The sequence below is a fragment of the Dactylosporangium cerinum genome, assembly GCF_042653625.1.
Taxonomy (GTDB): domain Bacteria; phylum Actinomycetota; class Actinomycetes; order Mycobacteriales; family Micromonosporaceae; genus Dactylosporangium; species Dactylosporangium cerinum.
Genome location: NZ_JBHSIU010000010.1, coordinates 291,510 through 311,381, shown reverse-complemented (window position 1 = coordinate 311,381; position 19,872 = coordinate 291,510). Strand labels below are relative to the sequence as shown.

At 72.9% G+C, this 19,872-nt stretch carries 22 protein-coding genes; 8 read left to right on the top strand and 14 right to left on the bottom strand.

The window, feature by feature from the left end; genetic code table 11:
* Positions 1–6: 6 nt before the first annotated feature.
* The 3 genes from ACFPIJ_RS07810 to ACFPIJ_RS07800 all read right to left on the bottom strand — a co-directional run bounded on the left by ACFPIJ_RS07810 (position 7) and on the right by ACFPIJ_RS07800 (position 2,511).
* Positions 7–639: an acVLRF1 family peptidyl-tRNA hydrolase gene (locus ACFPIJ_RS07810; RefSeq protein WP_380113959.1), complete on the bottom strand. Its 633-nt coding sequence runs from the start codon at positions 637–639 to the stop codon at positions 7–9.
* A 262-nt stretch (positions 640–901) separates the two neighbouring features.
* On the bottom strand, positions 902–1,222 hold the full coding sequence (locus ACFPIJ_RS07805) for a hypothetical protein (RefSeq protein ID WP_380113957.1): 321 nt from the start codon (positions 1,220–1,222) through the stop codon (positions 902–904).
* Between the two features lie 179 nt (positions 1,223–1,401).
* Positions 1,402–2,511 (bottom strand): sensor histidine kinase, encoded by a 1,110-nt coding sequence (locus ACFPIJ_RS07800; protein ID WP_380113956.1) that lies wholly within the window; start codon positions 2,509–2,511, stop codon positions 1,402–1,404.
* A 28-nt stretch (positions 2,512–2,539) separates the two neighbouring features.
* On the opposite strand from ACFPIJ_RS07800, the gene ACFPIJ_RS07795 reads away from it, so the two are divergent.
* Both ACFPIJ_RS07795 and ACFPIJ_RS07790 read left to right on the top strand, forming a co-directional pair.
* Positions 2,540–3,163, top strand: coding sequence for a response regulator (locus ACFPIJ_RS07795; RefSeq protein ID WP_380113955.1), 624 nt, complete (start codon positions 2,540–2,542; stop codon positions 3,161–3,163).
* Positions 3,164–3,299: 136 nt separating this feature from the next.
* On the top strand, positions 3,300–4,295 hold the full coding sequence (locus ACFPIJ_RS07790) for a glycerophosphodiester phosphodiesterase family protein (protein ID WP_380113954.1): 996 nt from the start codon (positions 3,300–3,302) through the stop codon (positions 4,293–4,295).
* Here the strand turns inward: ACFPIJ_RS07790 and ACFPIJ_RS07785 are convergent.
* From ACFPIJ_RS07785 to ACFPIJ_RS07775, 3 genes are read right to left on the bottom strand one after another with little or no spacing between them, the layout of a single operon-like run.
* Positions 4,276–5,421 carry a zinc-binding dehydrogenase gene (locus ACFPIJ_RS07785; protein WP_380113953.1) on the bottom strand — a complete coding sequence of 382 codons (1,146 nt, stop codon included), beginning with the start codon at positions 5,419–5,421 and terminating at the stop codon, positions 4,276–4,278. The genes ACFPIJ_RS07790 and ACFPIJ_RS07785 overlap by 20 nt on opposite strands.
* Positions 5,418–6,896, bottom strand: a complete 1,479-nt coding sequence (locus ACFPIJ_RS07780) for a flavin-containing monooxygenase (RefSeq protein ID WP_380113952.1) — start codon at positions 6,894–6,896, stop codon at positions 5,418–5,420. Before ACFPIJ_RS07780 ends, ACFPIJ_RS07785 begins: the two co-directional genes overlap by 4 nt.
* Entirely contained in the window at positions 6,893–8,185 is a 1,293-nt protein-coding gene (locus ACFPIJ_RS07775) for a spinster family MFS transporter (protein WP_380113951.1), read from the bottom strand. The genes ACFPIJ_RS07780 and ACFPIJ_RS07775 overlap by 4 nt, the downstream gene beginning before the upstream one ends.
* A gap of 155 nt (positions 8,186–8,340) precedes the next feature.
* On the opposite strand from ACFPIJ_RS07775, the gene ACFPIJ_RS07770 reads away from it, so the two are divergent.
* On the top strand, positions 8,341–9,573 hold the full coding sequence (locus ACFPIJ_RS07770; protein ID WP_380113950.1) for a PucR family transcriptional regulator: 1,233 nt from the start codon (positions 8,341–8,343) through the stop codon (positions 9,571–9,573).
* 255 nt (positions 9,574–9,828) lie between these two features.
* Positions 9,829–10,536, top strand: a complete 708-nt coding sequence (locus tag ACFPIJ_RS07765; RefSeq protein ID WP_380113949.1) for a hypothetical protein — start codon at positions 9,829–9,831, stop codon at positions 10,534–10,536.
* 37 nt (positions 10,537–10,573) lie between these two features.
* Here ACFPIJ_RS07765 and rnhA read toward each other — a convergent pair whose 3' ends face one another.
* Positions 10,574–11,263, bottom strand: coding sequence for a ribonuclease HI (gene rnhA, locus ACFPIJ_RS07760; protein ID WP_380113948.1), 690 nt, complete (start codon positions 11,261–11,263; stop codon positions 10,574–10,576).
* Between the two features lie 89 nt (positions 11,264–11,352).
* Here rnhA and ACFPIJ_RS07755 point away from each other — a divergent pair, with 89 nt between their 5' ends.
* Complete coding sequence (locus ACFPIJ_RS07755) at positions 11,353–11,826, top strand: macro domain-containing protein (RefSeq protein ID WP_380113947.1); 474 nt, start codon at positions 11,353–11,355, stop codon at positions 11,824–11,826.
* A gap of 124 nt (positions 11,827–11,950) precedes the next feature.
* Here the strand turns inward: ACFPIJ_RS07755 and ACFPIJ_RS07750 are convergent, their stop codons facing one another.
* The gene (locus ACFPIJ_RS07750) at positions 11,951–13,054 is read right to left on the bottom strand and encodes a hypothetical protein (RefSeq protein ID WP_380113946.1); all 1,104 of its coding nucleotides are present in this window, start codon (positions 13,052–13,054) and stop codon (positions 11,951–11,953) included.
* A 65-nt stretch (positions 13,055–13,119) separates the two neighbouring features.
* Here ACFPIJ_RS07750 and ACFPIJ_RS07745 point away from each other — a divergent pair, with 65 nt between their 5' ends.
* The gene (locus ACFPIJ_RS07745) at positions 13,120–13,611 is read left to right on the top strand and encodes a MarR family winged helix-turn-helix transcriptional regulator (RefSeq protein WP_380113945.1); all 492 of its coding nucleotides are present in this window, start codon (positions 13,120–13,122) and stop codon (positions 13,609–13,611) included.
* Between the two features lie 122 nt (positions 13,612–13,733).
* On the opposite strand, the gene ACFPIJ_RS07740 is transcribed toward ACFPIJ_RS07745, so the two are convergent.
* Positions 13,734–14,315, bottom strand: coding sequence for a hypothetical protein (locus tag ACFPIJ_RS07740; RefSeq protein ID WP_380113944.1), 582 nt, complete (start codon positions 14,313–14,315; stop codon positions 13,734–13,736).
* A gap of 212 nt (positions 14,316–14,527) precedes the next feature.
* Positions 14,528–15,091 (bottom strand): dihydrofolate reductase family protein, encoded by a 564-nt coding sequence (locus ACFPIJ_RS07735; protein WP_380113943.1) that lies wholly within the window; start codon positions 15,089–15,091, stop codon positions 14,528–14,530.
* A 123-nt stretch (positions 15,092–15,214) separates the two neighbouring features.
* Between ACFPIJ_RS07735 and ACFPIJ_RS07730 the strand changes: the two genes are divergently transcribed.
* Positions 15,215–15,781, top strand: coding sequence for a dihydrofolate reductase family protein (locus tag ACFPIJ_RS07730; protein ID WP_380113942.1), 567 nt, complete (start codon positions 15,215–15,217; stop codon positions 15,779–15,781).
* Here the strand turns inward: ACFPIJ_RS07730 and ACFPIJ_RS07725 are convergent.
* Positions 15,769–16,509 carry a 3-oxoacyl-ACP reductase family protein gene (locus ACFPIJ_RS07725; RefSeq protein ID WP_380113941.1) on the bottom strand — a complete coding sequence of 247 codons (741 nt, stop codon included), beginning with the start codon at positions 16,507–16,509 and terminating at the stop codon, positions 15,769–15,771. The genes ACFPIJ_RS07730 and ACFPIJ_RS07725 overlap by 13 nt on opposite strands.
* A 106-nt stretch (positions 16,510–16,615) precedes the next feature.
* Here ACFPIJ_RS07725 and ACFPIJ_RS07720 point away from each other — a divergent pair, with 106 nt between their 5' ends.
* Complete coding sequence (locus tag ACFPIJ_RS07720; RefSeq protein ID WP_380113940.1) at positions 16,616–17,203, top strand: TetR/AcrR family transcriptional regulator; 588 nt, start codon at positions 16,616–16,618, stop codon at positions 17,201–17,203.
* On the opposite strand, the gene ACFPIJ_RS07715 is transcribed toward ACFPIJ_RS07720, so the two are convergent.
* From ACFPIJ_RS07715 to ACFPIJ_RS07705, 3 genes are read right to left on the bottom strand one after another with little or no spacing between them, the layout of a single operon-like run.
* On the bottom strand, positions 17,085–18,371 hold the full coding sequence (locus tag ACFPIJ_RS07715) for an MFS transporter (RefSeq protein ID WP_380113939.1): 1,287 nt from the start codon (positions 18,369–18,371) through the stop codon (positions 17,085–17,087). The genes ACFPIJ_RS07720 and ACFPIJ_RS07715 overlap by 119 nt on opposite strands.
* A complete protein-coding gene (locus tag ACFPIJ_RS07710) occupies positions 18,368–18,952 on the bottom strand; it encodes a winged helix-turn-helix domain-containing protein (protein ID WP_380113938.1) in 585 nt (194 codons plus the stop codon). The genes ACFPIJ_RS07715 and ACFPIJ_RS07710 overlap by 4 nt, the downstream gene beginning before the upstream one ends.
* Before the next feature lie 49 nt (positions 18,953–19,001).
* Positions 19,002–19,784 (bottom strand): helix-turn-helix transcriptional regulator, encoded by a 783-nt coding sequence (locus tag ACFPIJ_RS07705; protein WP_380113937.1) that lies wholly within the window; start codon positions 19,782–19,784, stop codon positions 19,002–19,004.
* Between the last annotated feature and the right edge of the window lie 88 nt (positions 19,785–19,872).

Sequence of the window (19,872 nt, the reverse complement as noted above, 5' to 3'; positions counted from 1 at the left end):
GCGCCCCTACGGCACCAGATGGATGCGGATCTTTCTGGCCGTGACCGCCGCGTCCTCGAGGACGTTGAGCCGCGGCTCGGGCACCTCGAGCAGGTGCGGGTGCCGCAGCGCCGCGATCCGCTCCAGTCGCGGGTCCTCCAGCACCAGATCGATCATGGCGCGGTCTCCACCGCACACGAGCGCGGCGAGGTCGGTGTGGCCGGCCAGGACCCGGGCGGCGATGTCGGCCGTCTCGTCGACGGCGGCGTCGGTCTGATTGCCGCGGCGGCGGGCGTACCGCTGCTGCGACCACCCACCGGCGGCGGTGCGCCCCTGCACGTAGAACCGTTCGACCTTGGACGTCTCGAGCGTGGTGCCGTCGGCGACCCCGACCGCCGCCGCCCCCCGCCGCACGAGCAGCAGCCCGATCCTCGGCGGCTTCGCGATGCCCTGCAGCAGCCCGTCGATGTCGGCGACCCCGTCCAGCCCCGGCGACGGGTGCAGGGTCGCGGTGTCGCCGTTGCTGGCGCCGGTGAGGGTCAGGGCGTCCTCGGTCGCGCCGTCATGCCGGCCGTAGAACCCGTCGAGCCACCCCTTGAGCCGCTCCGGGGAGATCTCGACCCATCGTCCCCCGCCGGCCGCGGGTCGCGCCTTCACCATGCCGCTCAGTCTGCCCCTTCCGCCCGGCCAACGCCTTTCCCGCCCGACGAAACGCCCGGCCAACGCCCCGGCCCGCCCGCCCGCCGAACGCCAAGCCGGCATACGGATCACGCGTGGTGTGGGGCTTGCAAATGCGGAGCTCCAGTGCCCGCCGATCGCTTCCAGAGCACCGTACCAATGCGAGAAAAATTCACGTACTGCCCCGCTACCGCCCGTAGTCTACGCAGCGTACCGGTCACGCGTGGCAGGCCGGAGGCAGCGGTCAGGTGTGGACGAACAGCAGCGGCACGAGGACCACGACGCCGACGATCGCGACCGAGGACAGGACGCCGCGCCAGGTGCGCAGGAACCGCCGGATCCGGCGACGCCACCCGCCGCGGCGGGGGCGCGGGCCCGACTCGTCCCGGGTGACGGCGAAGATCTCCAGCCAGAGCCCGCCGAGCAGCGCGACCGGCGACGCGACCGCCACGACGACCAGCCGGGCCCCGGTCAGCGGTGGCATGCTGTTGACGACGATCGCGGTCACCGCGGCCACCAGCACGGCGACGGCAAGCTGCGCGACGGCACGCAACCGTCCCTGCACGCCACCTCCCTGTGTCGCCCCAAAGCGTAGGTGGCCACGGGTGAAGCGGGCACCCGCTTCACCCTCCCGCGTGAACGCCTCCCCCGTGAACGCCCCCCGCGTGAACGCCCCCCGCGTTCACGCAGGGAACACCTCCCGCGTGAACGCCTCACGCAGGGAACACCTCACGCGGGAACACCTCACGCGGGGAAAACCGGCCCGTCATCCGGGTGCGGCCGGTGCTCGAACGTCGCCACCACCTGCCAGCCGCCGTCCCGGGGCCCGTAGCGCAGCGTCCCGCCCGCGGCGAGGACGTCGGCTTCGAGGCTGCGCAGCCCGTACCCCCCGCCGGCGGCCGAACCGATCGCGCCTACGGCAGGCGGGCGGCGGCTGGAAAGGCGCACGGTCCAGCGGTCACCGTCGCGGTCGACGGCGGCGTCGAGGCGGGCCCCGGGACCGTCGTGCCGCAGCGCGTTGGTGGCCACCTCCCCCACCAGCCGGAACGCCACGTCGTGCAGGCCCGCCGGCAGGACGCCGAGGTCCTCGGGCAGGGCCGGCGGCACCGTCAGCCCGGCGTCCCGCAGCGCGTCGAGCCGCTCGGCGAGGGTGGCCGCGGTGTCCCGCTGGGCCTCCTCCGCCAGGGCGAGGCGGACCTCGGCGAGGGCGTCCCGGCCGGCCCGCAGCACCGTGTCGAGGCGGTGCTCGTCGGCCGGTGCGAGCCGGGCGGTCGCCCGCAGCGCCTCACCCTGCACCAGCATGACCGTCATCGTGTGGGCGAGGCTGTCGTGCAGCCGCCGGGCCAGCCGCTCGCGGGAGCGGGCCGTGGCCGCCGCCTGCTCGGCGAGGCGCCGCTCCAGGCGCAGCCCGGCGATCGAGGCGCGCTCCCGGAGGTGCTCGCCGCGTTCGACGCCGGCCAGCCAGGTGACGGTCAGCGCCACGGCCGCCAGCAGGCCACCCTCGACCGGGCCGCGCCGGATCGCGCCGGCCACCGTGACCAGCACCGTGGCGGCGCCGCACACACCCCACCGCACCGCGGGTGAGCGTTGCGTCGCCGCGCCGTACACGGCCAGGGACACCGGCAGGTACCCCACGGCGCGGCCCATGCCGAGCAGCGAGTGCGCCGCGGTCGCCACGCTGATCACGGCGAGCACGGTGCCGGGGGCGCGGCGGCGCCACACCAGCGGCACCAGCTGCGCCACCGCGAGCGGCACGCTGATCACCGTGCCGGACAGGACGTACAGCGTGACCAGGGTCGCGTAGAGCGCCAGGTCGATCGCGATCCGCCAGTGCGCGCGAAGCACCGCCGGCATCACGTTCCCCCTGACTATCATCGGCCGGGTGATCCGGCTCGCCATCGTCGACGACCAGGCCCTCGTCCGCGAAGGTCTCGCCCTGATCCTCGGCGCCGAGCCCGACATCGAGGTGGTCGCCGGGTTCGCCGACGGCGCCGAGCTCCTGCGCGACCCGGTGCGGGCCGATCTCATCCTGCTGGATCTGTACCTGCCCGGCGCCGACGGGGTCGCGACGATGCGCGAACTGCGGGCCAGGCAGCCCGGGGTCAAGGTGCTGATGCTGACGACCGTCGGCAGCGCCGCCGACGTTCAGCGGGCCCTGACCGCCGGCGCCGATGGGTTCGTGCTCAAGGACGCCACGGGCGCCGAGCTCGCGGCGGCGGTGCGGGGCGCGCACGCCGGGGTGCGGCCGCTGAGCGCGTCCGCCGCCGAGCTGCTGTGGCCGCGGCGGCCGGCCCAACCGCGGCGCGGCCCCGACCTGAGCGCGCTCACGCCCCGCGAGCGGGAGGTCCTGGACCTGCTCGGGCAGGGCCTGGGCAATCGGGAGATCGCCGCCGAGCTCGACCTGGCGGAGCGGACCGTCAAGACCCACGTCAGCAACGTCCTGACCAAACTCGACGTAACCAGCCGCACCCAGGCCGCACTCCTGGCCCGCAACCACTTCCAGTGATCCGGAAGACCTTGTGCACCCCTGACTACACAAGGTCTTCCGGATCATCAGGACGGCGCGACCGGGACCAAAGGGCCGGTCGGGCTACGTCCTTCGCCGCTTCCCGCCGTCCGCGCCGGCCTGGCAGGCTGCCCTGATGATCACTCCACGAGCGAGGGGCCGCCGGTGGCCGCGGCGCGTCGCCGTCGCTCTGGCTGTCGTGCTCGTCGTCGGCGGCGGCCTGTACCTGCGCAACAGCTCGACGATCGCCGGACCTGAGCAGGGGCAGCGGCCGTTCCTGCTCGCGCACCGTGGGATCGCGCAGACGTTCGACCTGGCCGGGGTCACCGCCGACACCTGCACCGCCAGGATCATCCATCCGCCGCAGGTGCCGCACCTGGAGAACACGCTGCCGTCGCTGCGGGCGGCGTTCGACGCGGGCGCGGACCAGGCCGAGATCGACGTGCAGCTGACCCGCGACGGCCAGCTCGCCGTCTTCCACGACGCCACGCTCGACTGCCGCACCGACGGCACCGGCACCGTCGGCGAGCACACCATGGACGAGTTGCGCCGGCTCGACGTCGGATACGGGTACACCAGCGACAACGGAACCACGTTCCCGCTGCGCGGATCCGGGGTCGGGCTGCTGCCGACCGTGCCGGAGGTGTTCGCCGCGCTGCCCGGCCGGGCGTTCAAGGTGGACCTCAAACGCGACCAGCAGGCCGACGGCGACGCCCTCGCCGACTTCCTCGGCACGCTGCCCGCGGACCGGCTCGCCACGGTCACGGTCACCGGCGGCGACACCGCCGTCGCGGCCGTGCAGCGGCGCCTGCCGCAGGTCCGGGCCGCGTCGCGGGCAACCATCAAAGCCTGCCTCATCGATTACGCAGGAATCGGCTGGACCGGGCACGTCCCGGACAGCTGCCGGCACCTGGAGCTGCCGCTGCCGGCCCGCTACGGCCGGTGGCTGTGGGGCTGGCCGAACCTGTTCGTGGCCCGGATGCGCGGCGTCGACACGCGGGTCGTGCTGGTCCGCGGCGAGGGCGAGTGGTCGGCGGGCTTCGACACGCCCGCCGACCTCGCCGAGCTGCCCGACGGCTGGGCCGGCGGGATCTGGACCAACCGCGTCGACGTCATCGCCCCGGATCTATGAGGATCTTCGCGTGCACCTCCGGGTCGGACAGCGCCGTGAACGCGTCCGCGACCCCGGCCAGCCCGACGTGGCCGGTGACGACGTGCGACACCGCGAGCCTGCCGGCGGCCAGCGCGTGGAGGGTGTCGCGGAACTCCAGCGGCGTGTACCCGACGACGAACCGCACGTCGAGCTCCTTGTTCACCGCCAGGGCGGGCCGGAACGCGTCGGCGCCCATGCAGACCCCGACGACGACGATCCGCGCGTGCAGCGGCGCCGCGGCCAGGACGCCGTCGATCATGCCGGGCACGCCGACGCACTCGAACACCACGGGACGCTTCGGGCTGGTCGCGCCGACCTTGTCGAGGACCCGCCACGCCGCCCACCACGGCACCGGCAGCCGCGCCAGGCCCTCCATGGCGTCGATGCCGGCGGTGTACTCGGCGGGCATGTCCGTCACGAACCCGTGCCCGCCGATCGCGTCCCACGGCGAGCCGGTGGCCGGGTCGACGACGACGTCGGCGCCGCACCGCTGCGCCAGGGCGCGCCGGGCCGCGGAGTAGTCGCTGGCGACCACCAGCGCCACCCCGCGGGCCTTCAGCACGGCGATGACGGCGAGCCCGACCGGCCCGCAGCCGAGCACGACCGCGACGTCCTTGCGCGTCACCTCGCCCCGGTTGACGGCGTGCCAGGCCACGGCGAGGGGTTCGGTGAGCGCGGCGAGGTCCGGCGCGAGCCCGTTCGGCACCGGCATGGTCAGCGACTCCTGGACCACGACGTGCTCGGCGTACCCGCCGGGGGCGTGCTCCGACAGGCCGATGCCGTCCACCTGGCCGTCGCGGCGCACCAGCGGAACGGCGACGACGGCGGTGCCCGGCCGGAGCCGGCCGGTCGTCGCGGGTCCCCGCTCGACGACCTCGCCGTAGATCTCGTGGCCCAGCACCACCCGTTGCCCGGACCGCAGGTACCTCGGATAGCCGCAGACGTCGAGCACGTCGGCGAGTTCGTCGGCGTGCCGGCGGGCGTGCAGGTCCGAGCCGCAGATGCCGCACCGCCGGACCTGGACGAGCAGCTGGCCGGGGCCGGGCCGCGGGGTGGGCAGGTCGGCGAGTTCGAGCCGGCCGCCGGTCAGGGTCACCGCCTTCATCGGGTCTCCCCCGCGCCCGTCAGGTCGTAGGCCCGCGGTCGCCAGCGGACGGCCTTGCGGCGGAACCGGAACGTCCAGTCGGGGTAGATCGTCGCGTTGCGGCCGTTGGCATCCTGATAGAAGGTGCGGCAGCCGCCCAGTTCCCACACGGTTCTGGCCATTTTGCGGTCGAGTTCGCAGTTGTACGCGTCGTGCACGTCCCGGCGTACCTCGATCGATGTGGCACCGGCCCGGTCCAGCGCGAGGACGGCATTCTTCACGTGCTCGGCCTGCGCCTCGATCATGTACACCATCGAGCTGTGCCCCAGGCCGGAGTTGGGGCCGAGCAGCATGAAGAAGTTCGGGAAGCCGGGCATGGCCACGCCGAGGTACGCGCGGGGCGAGCCCGCCCACACGTCGCTGAGCAGCGCGCCGTCCCGGCCGCGGACCTTGCCGGCGAACGGGATGTCGGTGACGTGGAAGCCGGTCCCGAAAACGATGACGTCGACGTCGCGCGCCACGCCGTCGGCGTCCACGACGCTGTGCTCGCGGATCTCGCGCAGCGCCAGCGGCACCAGCTCGACGTTGGGCCGCTGCAGCGCCGGGTACCAGTCGTTGGACGGCACGATCCGTTTGCACCCCAACGTGTAGTCGGGGGTGACGGCGCGGCGCAGCCCGGGGTTGGCGACCTGCCGCTCCATGTGTTTGCGCGCGACGCCTTCGAGCAGCCGCATCAGCCGTGGGTACTTCGCCATGCCGAGGACCAGCAGCTCCTTGCCGACGTACACCTTGCCGCGCTCGACCTTCTGCCGCCACGGCTGGCTACGAAATCGATTCCGTTCGGCGTCGCTGATCGGCCGCTTGTCGTGCGGCGTGATCCACGGCGCGCTGCGCTGGAACACGTAGAGCGTGCCCGCCTGCCTGGCGAGGTGCGGCACGTACTGGATCGCCGAGGCGCCGGTGCCGACGGACGCGACCCGCTTGCCGGTGAGGTCGTAGCCGTGGTCCCAGCGCGCCGAGTGCATCATCGCGCCGCGGAACCGCTCGATGCCCGGCACGTCCGGCAGCTTCGGCTCGGTCAGCGGCCCCATGGCGCTCACCAGCACCTGCGCCGTCCACGTCCCGTGGTTCGTGGTGACGTGCCAGCGCTGTCCGTCCTCGTCCCACCTGGCCTCCTCGACCTCGACCCCGGTGCGCAGATGCGGGCGCAGGCCGAACTGGTCCACGCAGCGCCGCAGGTACGCGCGGATCTCCGGCTGGGGAGAGTAGGTGGAGGACCAGTCGGGGTTGGGCGCGAACGAGAACGAGTACAGGTGCGATGGCACGTCACAGGTGCAGCCCGGGTAGGTGTTGGTCTGCCAGACCCCGCCGGTGTCGGGTTCGCGTTCGAGGATGACGAAATCGGTTTCGCCCGACGTCCGCAGCGCCCGGCCCAGCGCGATGCCGGAGAACCCGCCGCCGACGATGACGACCGTTGCATGCTGTTCCTCCGTCATGCCTGTGCCCCGGCCAGCATCGCGTCGCGGTCGGCCTTGACGAACCGGGCGGCGAGCAGCATTCCCGCCGCCGCGACCGCCAGCGCGAGTGGCACGGCGATCAGCATCGCGGTCTTGAGCCCCTGCGCCTCGGCTGCCGCCCCGCCGGCTTCTCCGCCGGCCAGGGCGTCGGAGACGATGCCGACCACGATCGGGCCGCCCGCGCCACCGAGGAGGTAGCCGACCGCGCCCATCAGCCCGATCGCGCCGGAGCGCTGCGCGGGCCGGATCACGTCGGCCATGACCGGGACGGCCGCGGCGAGGTAGATGACGCCGAGCAGGTAGCCGAGGCTCAGGAACAGCACCAGCTGCCACAGCGCGTCCCGGCCCGCCGCGAGCCCGGCCGCGGTGAGCACCGCGGCGCCGGCCAGGCTGAGCACGGCCACCTGGACCCGGGCGGTGGGCGACCTGCGCGCCGCCGCGTCGAGGGTCCGGCCGCCGATCAGCAGGCCGACCAGCCCCGTGATGCCGATGACGACCCCGCCGACGGCGCCGGCCTGCACCAGGTCGAGGCCGTAGTACCGCTGCAGCACCGGGGTGAGGAACGTCCCGATGGCATACGCGGCGAAGTTGTATCCGGCGAACGCGAGGATCAGCCCGTACACCGACCTCACCTTCCACACGCTCGGGCCTTTCGTGGTGGCCTCCACGCTCACCGGCTCGGCGGCGCCCCGCTCCGGTTCCCGGATGCGCAGGACGAGGAAGGCGACGACGATCCCGGGCACGGCGGCGATGAGGAACGGCGCCCGCCAGCTGTCGAACGCGACGGCGAGACCACCGGCGGTGAAGAACGCCAGCAGCGTGCCGATCGGGAAGCCCAGCATGAACACGGCGTTGGCCCGGGAGCGGCGTTCGCTCGGGTACAGGTCCGACAGCAGCGAACCGGTCGCCGGCGCATAGCTGGACTCGCCCACGCCGACCCCGACCCGCGAAGCGAGGAAGCCCCAGAAGCTGGTCAGTACCCCACCCGCCGCGGTGAACACACTCCACGCGAACAGACCCCATCCCGCCACGGTCCGGCGCGGGATCCGGTCCGCCAGCCGCCCCAGCGGCACCCCCGCGATCGCCGCGACGAGCACGAACGCCGACGCGAGGATGCCGACCTGGGTGTCGTCGAGGCCGTACTCCTCCTTGATCGGCTCCAGCACGACCGCGGGCAACGCCCGGTCGTAGAAGTTCAGGAGGTTGCCGGCGAACAACAGCGCGAGCACATACGCCGCCGATGACCGCTCCTTGACCGGACCTGCCACCTGGGCCGCCTTTCACTGGATGGCGTACGCAACAAACGCCGCCATGAGGTGCATCACAGTGTGGCGGCGCAGCGGCAGCGCAGCTACGGCGTGCAAACCAAGCTCGATGCCCCGACTTTGTGCTGGATTCCAAAGTCGTGCCCTACGCTGGACCGATGACCAGCCCGTTTCCGTTTGCGTGGCCGGCCCGTCGCGGCATGCCGGACCTCGCCAGCCTCGACGAGCCGACCCGCCGCACCATCGCCAGGGCCGTCGAGCTGCTGCGCGCCAAGCAGGACGCGTTCGGCCACCGGTTCCTCAAGCTCGCCCGCGCCCACCTCCCCGGCTACGGCGTCCTCACCGACGAGGAGATCCGCGCCACCGCCCAGCTGTTCATGGACACCCTGGTGTCGGAGCTGTCCTTCCTGCGCGTCCCCGACGGCGCGCTGCGGGAGCTGCTCAACCGGTTCGCCGTCGAGCGGGGCGCCCGCGGTATCCCGCCCGAGGTCCTGGCGGCCGGATACCAGATGGGCTCCCGGGAGATGCTCACCCTCCTCGACGAGGTCGGCCTCGAGGTCGGGCTGCCGGCGGACCTGCTGCTCGCCGTGCACGACAGCACCTGGGAGTTCTCCAACGAGGCATCGTCGGTCTTCGCCCGCGTCCAGCACGACCTCGCCCTGGAGCGCGCCCACTTCGACGCCGAACGCCGCTCCACCTTCGCCGCCGGCGTCCTCAGCGGCGCCTTCCCCGCCGAGCAGATCAACCGCGACGCGCACCTGTTCGGCCTGGATCCCCGGGCGCGCCACGTCCCCCTCGCCGCGCGGGCCCCGGCGCCGGCCTCCCCGGACGGCGCCGACGCCATCCGCCGCGGGATCGCCGCGGCGCTGCGCATGCCGGCGGACCGGCTGCTCTTCGCCGAAATCGGCACCTGCCTGGGGTTCATCGCCCCGGCGCCGCCGGACCAGCTCACCGGTCACCTCGTCGCCGCCGGCCCGCCGACCGTGCTCGACCAGTTGCACGACGGTTTCCAGGAGGCGGTGCTCGCCCTGGCCACCGCCGAGCAGTTCCGCCAGTCGGGCCTGGTCCGCCTCGCCGACCTCGGCCCGCGCCCCCTCGTCCTGTCCGGCACCCGCATCGCCGCCGGCCTGGCCGCCCGCCACCTGCACGCCCTGGACGCCCAGGCCCGGGCGACCACCGACATCGAGGAGACCACCCGCGTCTACCTCGAATGCGACCAGCAGGTCCGCGAGGTCGCCCAGCGCCTCGCCGTGCACCAGAACACGGTGCGGTACCGGGTGCACCGCTTCGAGGAGCTCACCGGCCTCGACCTGCACCACACCGAGGACCTCGTCACCGCCTGGTGGCTCCTGAACCGCCGCCGCCCACCCGCTGTCATGCTCAAGGAGTGAGGGAGCGGCACAGCATCAGACGCATCAAGCCCCCGGACCTGCGCCCCCTCGCCGCCCACGAGGCCACCGTCATCCTGGACGCGGCCGTCTTCGCCGATCCCGCGCCGGTTGCCGCGCTGCTGGCGCCGCGGCCCGACGTCGCGGTCCAGGTGAATCTGGGCTGGGACGCGACGGACCTGTCCGGCCTCGCCCAGCTGCCGCCCCTGCGCCGGCTCACGGTCCTGTTCGCCGAGGAGGTCCGGGACCTGGCGGGCCTTGACCGGCACGCCGACAGCCTCGTCTCCCTGCATCTGGAGCTCGGCGAGCACCGCGTCCCGCTCGCCCCGCTGGGTCAGCTCACCCGGCTGCGGCAGTTGTACCTGCGCAAGCCCGGCCGGCACCGGGATCTCGAGCCGGCTGGAGGACCTCACCCTGCACAACGTCACCCTGGCCGGCACCGCCTGCCTGTCCGGCCTGCCGAGCCCGCGCGGCCTGGCCCTCAAGCTCGGCGCGACCCGGGACCTGTCCGTCCTGCCCGGCCTCCCCGGCCTTGAGTTCGTCGAGCTGTGGCAGGTCCGGGCGCTGGACTCGATCGACGTCCTCGGCGCCTGCCCCCGGCTCACCACGGTGTTCCTGCAGGCGCTGGCCCGGGTGCAGCACCTGCCCGACCTGTCCGGCACCCGGCTGGCGCACCTGCACCTGGAACGCCTGACCGGGCTGAGCGACCTCACCCCGCTGCGCAGCGCCCCACTGCAGACCCTCTGGCTCATCGACATGAACCACCTGCGGCGGCCGCATCTTGAGCCCCTGATCGGTCATCCCACGTTGGGTGCGGCCGTCTTCGGCCTCGGCTCCGTCGCGCGCAACGACGAGGCCGAACGCCTGCTGGGACTGCCCGAGCCGGACCACGCCCCATTCACCCGGCACGCGGCCGGCGCGATGGCCCTGCCTCCCCTGCGGGACGAGCCTGAGACGGTCGGCTGAACGCCCGTCCGCTTACTGCTCAAGAACGGTGGACCGCTTACGAACGGTGGACCGCGCAGCGTCCTCCACCGGTCGCCACCCCGCACGGCGTCCCGCGTTTGGTGGGCGCGCCGCACAGCACGGCCGGATCGTGAACGTGGCACAGCCCGGACGGCCGCGCCGCGATCGGGCACGGCTTGCCGGACTTCGTGGTGGACTGACAAAGCCCGTCGCCGCCAGGCGAAGCGGGCCGCGTCGAAGCGGGCCGTGATGCGGCAGGGCGTGGTGCGGCGGGCTTTTCGGCCACGCCCAGCGCCTCCCGCAATCCCTTCGCCGCGAGCCGGTCGGCTCGCTCGTTCTCCACGTGCCCGGCGTGCCCCTTGACCCAGTGCCACACGACCTCGTGCCGGCCGACCGCGGCGTCCAGCTCCCGCCACAGGTCCTCGTTCTTGACGGGCTCACCGGCCGCGGTCCGCCAACCGTTGCGCTTCCACTTCGCGACCCACGACATGATGCCGTTGCGGACATACGTGCTGTCGGTGTGCAGATCGACCACCGAGGTGCGGGTCAGCGCGGCCAGGGCCCGGATCGGCGCCGTCAGCTCCATCCGGTTGTTCGTCGTCGGGGTGGCCTCGCCGCCGCAGAGTTCCTTCTCCACCTCGCCGTAGCGCAGCAACGCCCCCCAGCCACCGGGGCCAGGATTGCCGCTGCAGGCGCCATCGGTCCAGATCTCCACCCGGGACGTCATCCAGCGAACCTACGCCACAGTCCCGGTCTGTCCGGTCCCGGCACCGCGGCCGACGATTTCTGTCGTACCGCGCTGGCATGCTGTCAGCCATGACACCGTTGACCATCATCAAAGGCGACGCGACCAGCCCGCAGGCACGCGGGCCCAAAATCATCACCCACGTCTGCAACGACCAGGGCCACTGGGGCGCCGGATTCGTCCTTGCCGTGTCGCGGCGCTGGCCCGAGCCGGAGCGGGATTACCGGCGGTGGCATCGGGAACGCGCCGGCAACGACTTCGCCCTGGGGGCGGTGCGTCTCCTGGAGGTCCAGCCGTCGATGTGGGTCGCCAACATGATCGGGCAGCACGGCATCAAGACGGGCAGTTCCGGCCCACCGGTGCGATATGAGGCGATCGGCCGTGCCCTGACGACGGTCGGCGACCGGGCCCTGGAGCTGGGCGCGTCGGTGCACATGCCGAGGATCGGTTGCGGCCTCGCCGGCGGCCGCTGGGACCGGATCGAGCCGCTCGTGGTCGCGGCGTTGAGCGGTCGCAACGTGCCCGTGACGGTCTATGACCTGTGATTTTCGTTGCGCATGGGGGTGTACGGGGTAAGCCCGCCCTCTGACGTGCCCGGCGCGAAGGGGTGACCGGCTGCCGCGGCGGCGACCTGGACGGGTCGCCACCGCGGGATGCCACCCGCCCTGGTCATTGGCGTGGTGTGGTCGCCAGCGGCGCGGTCATGAACGAGACCAGCAACGGGACGTCGGCAACCGCCGTGCTCGTCGAGGTGGTGGACTCGACCGCGGTGGGCCCGGCCGCTTCGAGCGCTGCCGCTACGGGCGGCGTTGCCGCACGCGGCGTCGTTGCCGCGGCCGCTGCCGTTTCGAGCGCTGCCGCTTCGGGCGTCGTTGCCGCGGGCGCTGCCGTTTCGAGCGCTGCCGCTTCGGGCGTCGTTGCCGCGGGCGCTGCCGCTTCGGGCGCTTTCGCTACGGGCGTCGTTGTCGCGGGCGCGGGTGGCGGGGCGGTCGGGTCGATGCCGTCGATGAAGGCGGTGGCCTGGCGGGCGAGTGCCGCCGCGCCGATCGCGGTGGCCCACCGGGCGATCTCGGTGGCAAGGGCGACCGCGCCCGCCTCGTTGCCCACGGCCCGGGCGAGGACGGCCAGGAGGAGCTGCTGTGACAGCGTGCCAGGGACGTTGCCAGCCGCGGCGCCGAGTTCGGTCGCACGGCGCCACCGGTCGAGGGCGACCTCATCGCGGCCGGCGTCATGGTCGTGGCCGCCGAGGTGGCGCAGCGCTTCCCGGGCGAGCAGCCCGTCGCCGCGATCAGGCCCGGCCCCGGCCCGGAGTGCGGCGTGATAGTGGTCAGGGGCCACGTCAGGCTGGTCGAGGAGGTTGTCCGCGATCAGGCCCTGATACATCGCCGCCCAGCCCTGGCGCACCGCGTCCGGTGCCGTGGCGCGCAGATCGGCCGCGAGACCTTGGACCGCTTCGGGGGACGTGCGAGCCGATCCGTCCGCCATCAGCAGCGTCCGGTACCCGTGCCGCAGCTCGACGAACGCGAGATCCCAACGTCCCGCATCGTCGAGACCCGCGGCGAGCCGGGTGGCGGTGATGAGCCGGTCGGCGGTGGTGGACGTGCCGGCGAACCAGTCCGACTCGACGGACACCTGCGCGGCAGTGAGGGCCAGCAGTGGGTCTTCGGGTGGTGCGGCGGCGAGCAGGGCCGCCGCGTCGTGCCACCGCCCGGCGTGGGCAAGGGCACGTGCCGCGGCGGCCAGGGCCTGCCGGGAAACTGCGATGTCGGTCATGATGGTGACAGTAGTAATCGAAAAAACTATTATCAAGAAAACTATCTGGCACAGCGGGAGCGGCGATGAAGGACGACGTCGAGCAGCACATCGGCATCTGGGAGCGGGAGCTGCCCTGGCTCGACCCGGTCAAGGAGGCCATCTTCATGCGGCTGAGCATCCTCGCCCGGCACACCCAGCAGCTGCGCCGCGACACCCTGGCGGAGGACGGCCTGCCGCACTGGCAGTACAAGATTCTGATGAAACTGCGGCGGTTGGGTCCACCGTACGCCGCCAGCCCGTCCGAACTCGCCGACGAACTCGGGCTGACCCGGGGCGCGCTGTCCGCGCGACTGGCGCCGATGGAGGAGGCCGGACTGATCACCCGCGCCGGCGACACCACCGACCGGCGGCGGGTCCACGTGCGGCTGACGGAGGCAGGCAGCGCCGCGTTCGAGCAGCAGGCGGGCCGGGAGGACCACGGCGAGGCAGCCCTGCTGGAGGCGCTCACCGCCGACGAGCGTCTCGTGCTGGCGGACCTCCTGCGCCGGCTGGTCCTCGCGGCCGAGGAACGGTGACCCTCACCACCGGACAGCGTGCCCGAGGAGCCGTGACCCCCACCACCGGACAGCGCGCCCGAGGGCCGGTCCAGCGACGCCCGGCCCAACCTCGCAGCGCCCACCTCCTGCGGATGCCCCTGTCATGGATCCGGCCAGCTGTAAGCGAAAGACAGCGAGAAGGTCCGACCGATCCAGTCCCTGGCCGGCTCTCCCTGCGCCGGCCCCGGCGTCGTGTCGGCAAGGCGCCGGCGCACCTCGGCAAGCTCGGCCGACCGGTCGGCTGCCGCGGTCAACCGACCTTCGTCGAAGGCCAGCTCCCAGACCCGGGCAAAGCCGTAGGCAGGGCGAAACCCCATGTGGAGCCGGCCGATGTCAACCACCTCGGCACCAACCAGGAGCCGCCCCGTAAAGTCAACCGGCGCACCGATATCCACATAGGACAACCGCCCGCGGAACACCTTCGGATACGCCGAGCGTCCAGGCTCGACACCGAACAACGCGACGGGGGCCGTTCCTGCCGGGGCACCGATCTCCGCGGCGTCCAGCACCAGCCGCCGCCCCTCGAGCCGGTATCGGCAGACGCTGCCCCGGTAGCACGCCGTGCTGATGACCGTGGGCTCGAAGCCGTGCGCGGCGACGTCGAAGAGACCGGTCCCCTCAACGGCGGTGATGCTGTGCCAATCACCGTCGTGCATGACCTCGTCGGCAATCTGTCCCGTCACCGCCCCATCTTCCCCGACCGCCACCAACTCATCCCCACGCAGGCCACACCCACCGAACGCCGCCAGCCCGAAGGCGACTACGCCCCGCGGCACTGCTGGGGCCGGCACGCGCGGGGTCGCGTCCGCTGACGTGATGGACGTCCGGCCGGGCCGCTGCACGGGGCGAGAACACCCCGAAAGCGGCCAGGCCGCGGGCCGTCAGGCATTGTCGGTCACCCCACCAGGTACGTCAGGTGGGTGGCGTCGGTGGTGTGCTGCGGCTCGAGTGGGGTCAGCGCGACCGGGCCGCCGAGATGCGCGAACAGTGGCGTGCCCGCGCCCAGCAGGACCGGTGCCACGTGCAGGCTGAGCCGGTCGACGAGGCCCGCCCGCAGGGCCTGCTGGATGATGCTCGCCCCGCCCATGACGTGCACGCGGCGGTCGCCGGCGACCGCCGCCGCGGCACGGATCGCCGGCGGGACCCCGCCGGTGACGAACGTGAACGTCGTCGTGCCGCGGGTCACGGGCTCGTGCGGCCGGTGCGTGACGACGAAGACCGGCATGCCGTAGAGGCCGTCCTCGCGCTCCCAGCCGCCGGTGGCGTCATAGACGCGACGGCTCGTCACGACGGCGCCCGACGCGGCGAACGTGTCCGCGAGCAGCGCCCTGCCCGCGTCCGTCCAGACCCAGGTGTGCAGGCGCTCGCCGCCCGCGCCCAGCCCCGGGTGCCCGTCCAGGTCGGGACCGGTGACGTACCCGTCGACTGACATCGAGATGTTCGCTTCGACCACGGCCATGGTGTCCGGTGTACCGACGCCGGGGCACGACGAAACATGTCGCGGCGGGACCGATGAGTCCGGCACCCGCCTGTCGTCAGTACGAGGGCACATGACCGAAGGACACGACGGAAGGACCGCGCGTTGAACAAGATCATCTTTATGATGTCAGTGTCGCTGGACGGCTATTTCGAGACGGGTGGGCACAGTCTCGCCTGGCAGAGCATCTCCGAGGAGCTGCACACCCACTTCAACGAGGAGCTGGGCGCGGCCGGGGCCATGCTCAACGGCCGGGTCACCTACGAGCTCATGGCAAAGGCCTGGCCGAGCGCCGACGAGGACCCGGCCGCGCCGAAGTTCGTGGCGGAGTTCGCCCGCATCTGGCGTGACATGCCGAAGGTCGCATACTCCCGCACCCTGCGGGAAGCCGGCTGGAACACCACGATCGCCCGTGAGGTCGTGCCTGCCGAGGTCGAGGCGCTCAGATCAAATGCCGGAGGGGACCTGTTCATCGGCGGGCCCGACCTGCTGACCACGTTCCAGCGCCTCGACCTCGTGGACGAGTACCGCATCTACGTGCACCCCACCGTCATCGGCGCGGGCAACCCCCTCTTCCGCCCCGGCACGACCCTTGACCTCGCCCTGACCGGGTCGCGCCAGTTCGCCAACGGGGTGGTGCTGCTGCGGTACCGGCCGGCTCAGGCCGAATAGCCACCGTCGGCGTTCAGCGTCGCACCGGTGACGTAGGACGACTCGGGCCCGGCGAGGTAGGCGACGAGACTCGCCACCTCGGCCGGGCTGCCGTACCGGTCGACGGCGATGTGCGGGCGGGTGAACCCGGCGAACGGCCCGTCCGCCGGGTTCATGGCCGTGTCGACGGGGCCGGGCTGCACGGTGTTGACGGTGATGCCGCGCGGCCCGACCTCGCGCGCCGGGGCTCTGGTGAATCCCGCGATGCCGGCCTTCGTGAGGGCGTACACGCTGCCGCCGCCGAAATGCACGCGGTCGGCGTTGACGCTGCCGATCGTGATGATCCGCCCGCCGGCCCCGAGGTGTCGCAGCGCCTCCTGGCTGGCGGTGAAGACGCCGGTCAGGTTCACCGCGACCGAACGGTCGTAGACCTCGTCGGGAAGGTCCCCGATCGGCGCGACGACGGCGACGCCCGCGTTGTTGACCAGGATGTCGAGCCGGCCGAAGCGGTCCACCACCTGCCGCACCCCCTCGCGGACCGCCGCCCGGTCGCCGGAGTCCACCCGCAGCGCCACCGCCCGGCCGCCGGAGCCGGTGATCTCCTTCGCGACGAGTTCCGCGGTTTCATTGCTGCTGTGGTACGTCAATGCCACCGCTGCCCCTTCGGCGGCGAGTCGTCGGGCGATGCCTTCGCCGATGCCGCGTGAGCCACCGGTCACGATCGCGACCTTGCCGTCGAGCTGTCCCATGGCCGTACCCCCTCCTAGTTTTTGAATGCCCACTCAACATGTCACGCGGAGCGCCGCCCTGTCAGTGATATATTGATCACACGTTCAAGAAATGGGGTGGCGGGTCATGGCGATGGGCAGGCCGCGCGGGTTCGACCCCGACGCGGTGGTCGACGCGGCCGTCGAGGTGTTCTGGCGCAAGGGCTACGAGGGCGCGAGCATGGCCGACCTGTGCGCCGCCACCGGCCTGCGACCCGGAAGCGTCTACGCGGCGTACGGCTCGAAGCTCGGCCTCTTCAGTGCCGCCGTCGACCGGTACGTCGACACCGTCTTCGCCTACGGGATGAGCGCCCTCGAGGCACCGACGGCCGCCGAGGTCGTGCGCACGTGGCTGCTCGGGTCCGTGGCGGCGACGACCGGCGCGACGACCCCGGCCGGGTGCCTGCTGGTCCAGGGCGCGCTCGCCACGGGCGAGTCGGCCGCCGAGGCGCAGGAGGTCCTGGCGGCGAAACGCCGGGCCGGCGAGCACGTCCTGGCGCAGCGGCTGGCCAGGGCGCGCACCTGCGGGGATCTGCCGGCGGACGCCGATCCGGAGCTCATCGCGCGGTTCGTGCTGACGGTCGCGGAGGGTATTGCGGTGCAGGCGGCGTCGGGGGTGGACCGGGCCGCGCTGCTGGCAGTGGTTGACCTGGTGACGGCGCGGCTGCCGTGGTGAGCGGGTCCACCGGTGGCCGGGCACGGGTCAGCAGGGCGGCGGCCAGCAGCAGGGCGACGCTCTCGGCGGCGAGGATGAGCCGGTAGTCGAGGACGGCGAGGAGCGCCGCCCCAGCCGCAAGGCCGGCCGTCTGCGGGCCCGTGACACAGACCTCGAAGGCGGCGTACACCCGGCCCTGCAGCTGCAACGGTGCCAGGCGCTGCAGCAGTGAGATGATCGCGATGACGATCCATGGCACGGCGGCCCCGGCGACCACGTTGCCGGCGAGCACGACGGGCAGCGACGACGTCGATACCAGCAGCGGCGCGGCGGCGAAGACCGCCAGCGCGACGACGGTCGTGCGGACCTCGCCGAGCCGGCGGATCGCGGCCGCCGCGGACAGGCCACCGGCGATGGCGCCGATGCCCTGGACCATCTGGGTCACCCCGGCGAACTGCGGTGGGCGGTGCAACCCGAGACCGATCACCGCGTACATCGTGGAACCGCCGAGACCGACGGCGAGGGTGGCGACGGCACTGGCGACGGTGAGCCGCCGCAGCTGCGAGGTCGCGGTGACGAACCGGAACCCCGCGCCGATGCTGCCCGTGACGCCTCGGGTCCGGGCTTCGGTGTGCCGCAAGGTCGCGACGAGCACGGCGGCGACGACGAAGGTGGCCATGTCCAGCAGTGCCACCGCACGGCCGCCGAGCAGGCCGAACAGCCCGGCGCCGGCGAGCGGGGCGAGGACCCGCAGCCCTTCCTGCGTGGTGCGTAGCGCGGCGTTCGCGTCCGTGCGCAGCTCCGCCGGCAGCAGCGTGACCAGCAGCGCCGACTGCGCGGGCGCAATCAGCATGGAGAGCCCGCCGTGCAGGACCATCACCACGTAGATGAGCCAGACGTCCTCGCGGCCGTCGACGAACAGCAGCGGGACGAGCATCGCCGCACCCGCGAGATTCGCCCAGACCAGCAGCGGCCCGCGGCGCACCCGGTCCACGAGCAGCCCCAACGGCGGCGCCAGCAACGCCGGCGCGGAGAAGCACAGAAACGTCAGCGCCGCCGCGGTGTTGCTGCCGGTCAGGGTCTTCACCCAGATGCCGCAGGCCAGCCACATCGCGCTGTCGCCGAGCAGGGACAGCGCCTGCGCGGACAGGTACCGCCGGGCGTCGCGATGCCGCAGCAGCCGCCTCATGATCCCTCCCGCCGCGGCCCGTCGACCGGATACACCCCGTAGAACGTCTCGACGGGCAGGGCCCCCTCGGGCTGCTCGGTGCGCCCCGCCCACCGGGTCCGGAACCGCTCGGTGACCTCCTGGTAGGCAGCCGCGAGCTCGGCCGTCTCCGCCGCGGTCAGGTGCAGGATCGACGTGTGCCCCCGCGCCGCCGCCTGCCACTGCGGTGAGTACGTCGGCACCGCGTCGATGAACCGCCGCATCCGCGCCACCTGCCGGTCCAGCAGCACGTGGTCGAGGACCTGCACCGCGCGGGTGAACTCCGGGTCGTCGGGCCGCGCGGGCGCGCTCCAGCCGACGTGGGTGAGCTGCCACGGTCTGGCCCGCCCGCGCCCGCCGCCGGTCTCCTCGACGAAGCCGTATCGCGCCAGCTGCCGCAGGTGGAACGAGCAGGTGGTCGGCGACTCGTCGATCAGTTCGCCGGCCTGCGTGGCGGTCAGCGGTCCGGCCAGCAGCGCCTCGAGCAGCGCCAGGCGGACGGGGTGGCTCAGCGCGCGCAGGCTCCGCGCATCGGACAGCGTGCGACTCTTCTCCTCGGCCATGACTTCGAGAGTAGTCTCTCGACACTTTTCTGTCGAGAGAAGTCTCTCATCACGGGTGCAGCAGCCGCAGCGCGGCCTGGTCGGGGGTGTCCGGGTCCGCCTGGAACGTGACGAACCGCTGCCCGTCGACCGCGGTCAGGATCTCCGACGTCAGCTCGAGCCGGCCGGCCCGCGGATGCTGGAACGTCCGCCGCGCACCGCTCTTCTCCCGCACGTCGTAGTGCGCCCACAGGTCCGCGAACTGCGCGCTGTCCCGGTTGAGCTCCGCCACCAGCGCGGCCCGCGCCGGGCTGTCGTCGATCGACCGCAGGTGCGCCACGCAGTCCTCCGCCATCCGCTGCCACGACACGAACACCTCGCGGGCGTTCGGGTGCGTGAACACGTACCTGACCAGGTTCCCCGGCACGGTCAGGCCGGCGAGCAGGCTCCCGCCCTCGGGGTTGGCGGCGAGCAGGTCACTGGTCTGGCTCAGCACGTACGCCGGCGTCGGCCGCACCATCTCCAGCAGCCGGGCGAGGGCGGGCCGGACCACCGCCGGCTCCGCTGCGCCGGCCTTTCGGGGCCCGTCGGCGTGCGCCAGCCGGTGCAGGTGGGACCGCTCGTCGTCGTCGAGTCGCAGCACCGTGGCGAGCGCGTCGAGCACGGCCCGCCCCGGATTGGTGTCCCGCCCCCGCTCCAGCCGCGTGTAGTAGTCGACGCTCACCCCGGCGAGCGCGGCCAGCTCCTCCCGGCGCAGTCCCGGCGTCTGCCGCCGCCCCGCCCCTGCGGGCAGCCCGACCTCCGCGGGGGTGACCCGGCCACGACGGTTGCGCAGGAAGTCCCCGAGAGCCACCAGCCCATTCTGCAACGACGCACGCCCGTCGGGGGTGGCCCTGGCAGGGCCCCTCCTGAGCCGGTTCTCCCGCCCGCGCCGCGGACGC

Excerpts from the sequence above, each read along its gene's own strand:
- ACFPIJ_RS07715 (WP_380113939.1), bottom strand. The coding sequence starts at position 18,371 with ATGAGGCGGCTGCTGCGGCATCGCGACGCCCGGCGGTACCTGTCCGCG.
- ACFPIJ_RS07755 (WP_380113947.1), top strand. The coding sequence starts at position 11,353 with ATGACACCGTTGACCATCATCAAAGGCGACGCGACCAGCCCGCAGGCA.
- ACFPIJ_RS07750 (WP_380113946.1), bottom strand. The coding sequence starts at position 13,054 with ATGACCGACATCGCAGTTTCCCGGCAGGCCCTGGCCGCCGCGGCACGT.
- ACFPIJ_RS07780 (WP_380113952.1), bottom strand. The coding sequence starts at position 6,896 with ATGACGGAGGAACAGCATGCAACGGTCGTCATCGTCGGCGGCGGGTTC.
- ACFPIJ_RS07710 (WP_380113938.1), bottom strand. The coding sequence starts at position 18,952 with ATGGCCGAGGAGAAGAGTCGCACGCTGTCCGATGCGCGGAGCCTGCGC.
- ACFPIJ_RS07720 (WP_380113940.1), top strand. The coding sequence starts at position 16,616 with ATGGCGATGGGCAGGCCGCGCGGGTTCGACCCCGACGCGGTGGTCGAC.
- ACFPIJ_RS07785 (WP_380113953.1), bottom strand. The coding sequence starts at position 5,421 with ATGAAGGCGGTGACCCTGACCGGCGGCCGGCTCGAACTCGCCGACCTG.
- ACFPIJ_RS07800 (WP_380113956.1), bottom strand. The coding sequence starts at position 2,511 with ATGCCGGCGGTGCTTCGCGCGCACTGGCGGATCGCGATCGACCTGGCG.
- ACFPIJ_RS07770 (WP_380113950.1), top strand. The coding sequence starts at position 8,341 with ATGACCAGCCCGTTTCCGTTTGCGTGGCCGGCCCGTCGCGGCATGCCG.
- ACFPIJ_RS07735 (WP_380113943.1), bottom strand. The coding sequence starts at position 15,091 with ATGGCCGTGGTCGAAGCGAACATCTCGATGTCAGTCGACGGGTACGTC.
- ACFPIJ_RS07745 (WP_380113945.1), top strand. The coding sequence starts at position 13,120 with ATGAAGGACGACGTCGAGCAGCACATCGGCATCTGGGAGCGGGAGCTG.
- ACFPIJ_RS07725 (WP_380113941.1), bottom strand. The coding sequence starts at position 16,509 with ATGGGACAGCTCGACGGCAAGGTCGCGATCGTGACCGGTGGCTCACGC.
- ACFPIJ_RS07790 (WP_380113954.1), top strand. The coding sequence starts at position 3,300 with ATGATCACTCCACGAGCGAGGGGCCGCCGGTGGCCGCGGCGCGTCGCC.
- rnhA (WP_380113948.1), bottom strand. The coding sequence starts at position 11,263 with ATGACGTCCCGGGTGGAGATCTGGACCGATGGCGCCTGCAGCGGCAAT.
- ACFPIJ_RS07810 (WP_380113959.1), bottom strand. The coding sequence starts at position 639 with ATGGTGAAGGCGCGACCCGCGGCCGGCGGGGGACGATGGGTCGAGATC.